The organism is Planktothrix sp. (assembly GCF_046067725.1).
Lineage (GTDB): Bacteria > Cyanobacteriota > Cyanobacteriia > Cyanobacteriales > Microcoleaceae > Planktothrix.
Window position 1 is genome coordinate 1 of sequence record NZ_JBJUDF010000065.1, and the last position, 3,537, is coordinate 3,537.

The following is a 3,537-nucleotide window of genomic DNA, read 5'->3' on the forward strand; positions in this document are numbered from 1 at the left end:
ACAACCTAAAACATGGCAAGCTTGGCTGTGGATCTCAATTTTTGGGTTAGTGGATGCGACCTTATTTCAAGGATTTTTAGCTCAAGGTTTAGTGAGAACTGGAGCGGGTTTAGGCTCAGTTATGATAGATTCTCAACCCTTAGCTGTTGCAATTTTATCTCTGTGGTTATTTCAAGAAACCATTGGGTTTTGGGGATGGTTGGGGTTAGCTATTGGCATTATTGGAATTAGTTTTATTGGTTTACCCGATGATTGGATTTTAGGCTTATTTAATCCTGAATTATTAACAACTTCTGCGGATTTTACTCAACTATTTAATAGTGGGGAATGGTTGATGTTATTAGCCGCATTATCAATGGCGGTGGGAACAGTATTAGTCCGTTGGGTTTGTCGATATGCTGATCCGGTCATTGGAACCGGATGGCACATGATTATTGGGGGGTTGCCTTTATTTGGGTTATCGGGAATTTTAGAAACTCAACAATGGCAAAATATTGATCTGTCGGGTTGGTTCGCTATGGGTTATTCAACAATATTTGGAAGTGCAATTTCTTATGGTTTATTTTTCTATTTTGCATCCAGTGGAAGCTTAACCAGTTTAAGTTCACTGACATTTCTCACCCCGGTTTTTGCATTGTTATTTGGAAATTTCTTTTTACAAGAAGTTCTTAGTCCGTTACAATCAATGGGAGTGGGGTTAACATTAGTCAGTATCTATTTGGTGAATCAACGGGATACCTTAGCGGAAAAGCTAAAACTCAAACGTTCCCCAGATGTTGCTCCTTCTCAAGCCGATGCTAATTTCTTACAAGCCGCAGAAGGAAATGAAGTTGAGTTACCGTTAGAAATTCCCGAGCTAGAGAAGAAACCCAGTACATCAATACATCCAAAGTTATAGTTAACCTCCAATTTGATCATGAAACTTGGTACAAATTATTTAGGCAACAATTGTTGTGAATTTTGAGTATGTTTACCTTTACAATTGTGTCTTAAGATGAACGATTAATTTCCTTTTATAATCAAAACAATTGTACAATTGATTTAGACTAAATATCTACCTAAAAATGATGTCTGAATTTCCGATTGATCTTGATTTATCAGCAAGTTCTAGTGAATCCATTGTTGAAATTTTAACATCTTATTTTTCTTCGCTTAACGATAATCAAATTCAGAAAGCTATCAATCATGTTTTTATTTTATTTCAACAAAAACCCTATTTAGGGGCGGTTGTTTACCAGAAATTAGCGTCACAGTATCAACAGCAAAATCGAGTTGATTTAGCAATTGATTTATATCGTTATTCAATTCAATTAAATCCTAAATTTGAGTTATCTTATTATGAATTAGGAAATATTTATGCTCAACTTAAAAACTGGGAAACAGCCATTAATACTTATTATAAGATTTTAGATTTTAAGCCAAATTCAGGTCATATTTATGAAAGGATTGCAGAGGTTTATTATCAACAAGAAAATTGGCAAAAAGCTCGATTTTATTATCAAAAAGCTATTGAATTACAACCGAATCTTTGGTTTTCATTTTATAAGCTGGGTGAAATCTATTATCGTCAGCAAGATTGGTTAGAAGCGATCGCCACTTACCGAATTTCAACTTACCAAAAATCAGACTTTCCTTGGTCATATTTCCGTTTAGGAGAATGTTTTGCTGCGGTAGAGAATTATCAAGAATCAGCCCAAAATTATGAAAAATCAGTTGAATTATTACCGGATTTTTATTGGGTTTATCAAGCATTGGGTAAAGTTTACTTAAAATTAGAATTCTGGGAAAAAGCCGTTAGTCTGTATCAACGTGCGACTCAATTAGAATTAGATTATTATTGTTGCTATCAAGATTTAGCTTATGCTTATCTGCGGTTAGGAAACTGGAATCAAGCATTAGAGAATTATAATAAAGCTGTTGAACTGAAAATAGAACTCTCTCCCCAAAATCAACAATGGAGAGAGCTTTTAAGCCAATTCAAGGAGCATCCTCTTCAATTAAACAATACGATTGATCATCCTAAAAGCATTAAAGTCTTTCTTCCATTCCCCATTAGTTCAACCTTGTTTAGTCCTAATAGTTATTTCGTCATTGAACAACTCAAAAATCATTATATTGAATTCACTCATAACCCTGAAAAAGCTGATTTAATTATTGCGGATAATCTCAAGGTTTTAGAACTATTTGGTTATAAATATCAGCAGAGTAAAAAATATCTTTTATATACAGAAGAACCTCGTTTTGATATCAATTTTTCTAAAAAAATAAGTTTAAATCAAATCAATATTCATATTATGAATATCTATACTCAGGATGTTTTTATTAATAACTATACTTGTTGTATTTGGCATCAAAGGGTGGAAGCTGTTAATCAATCTTTACCATTATTAAAAGAAACTGATTTTAATCGCAAAAAACGTAAAAAAGTTGTAACATTAATCACGAAAAAGCACAATGCTACCTTATTGAGAGAGGGAAAAAATATTGATTTGAATACATTACGCTGTGAAATTGCCTTAATAGGGTATTATTTAGGAAGGGTTGATATCTATGGTCAAGGTTGGGAGGAAGGGGTGTCTTTAGAAGATTCTAGGGATGGAGATTGGACAATCAGAAAATTTGAAATTTTACAAGATTATCATTTTAATCTCTGTTTTGAGAATACCATTGCTCCTTACTATTGTACGGAAAAAATTTGGGATGCTATTATTGCTGGGTGTTTACCGATTTATTATGGAGGAGAAAGATCAACGATTTATGAAGATTTTCCCCCGAATAGCTTTATTGATTATTGTCAATTTAACAGTCCCCTAGAACTCTTTAACTATATTGATCAGATGAAATGGTCAGAATATGAATACAGGATGAATTTATGTATTGATACCTTTAATAAAATGGCTAAAGTCATGAAAGAAAATCAATATTTGATTCCCAAACGGGTAGACTGTTTAATTAAAACAATTATTAACATTTTTACTTAGAAATATATTAAAAAATAGAACAAATCAGGAGAAGCATTGATGGATAATTATTCTACAGTGGAAGCCTATATTAGTCTGGGTCATCAATATTATCAAGAAAAAAACTGGCAAGAAGCCCTTTTAAACTATCAAAAAGCTATTGAAATTGATCCAAACTCTCCTTTAATTTATTATCAAATCGGGGATATTTATCAGAATTTAAAACAGTGGGAAAATGCGATCGCAGCTTTTCAACAAGAAATAACCATTAATCCTAATTTGTCTTGGTCATATTTCTTTATGGGAAATAGTTTAATTCAATTAAGATTATGGAAACCTGCTATTGATGCTTATTTAAAAGCCTTAGAATTAAAGCCTGATTTTGTCTGGAGTTACTATAGTCTGGCTTATGCTTATTTTCAAGAAAATCTATGGGAAAAAGCGATCGCCAATTATTTAAAAACAATAGAATTACAACCCGATTTAATAGAGTGTTATCAAAATTTAGGCTATTCTTGTATTAAATTAGGTCAATGGGAACCCGCCTTAGAATATTATCAGACCTTATCAACCTTTG

At 32.4% G+C, this 3,537-nt stretch carries 3 protein-coding genes; all 3 read left to right on the top strand.

Annotated elements, in window-relative coordinates:
- Positions 1-898 (top strand): DMT family transporter (locus ACKPEB_RS03760; protein WP_408963459.1); only part of this gene is annotated, 898 nt, incomplete at its 5' end.
- Positions 899-1,064: 166 nt separating this feature from the next.
- Entirely contained in the window at positions 1,065-2,981 is a 1,917-nt protein-coding gene (locus ACKPEB_RS03765) for a tetratricopeptide repeat protein (RefSeq protein WP_408963460.1), read from the top strand.
- A 39-nt stretch (positions 2,982-3,020) separates the two neighbouring features.
- Positions 3,021-3,537: tetratricopeptide repeat protein (locus ACKPEB_RS03770; RefSeq protein ID WP_408963461.1), on the top strand; the 517-nt coding region annotated here is incomplete at its 3' end.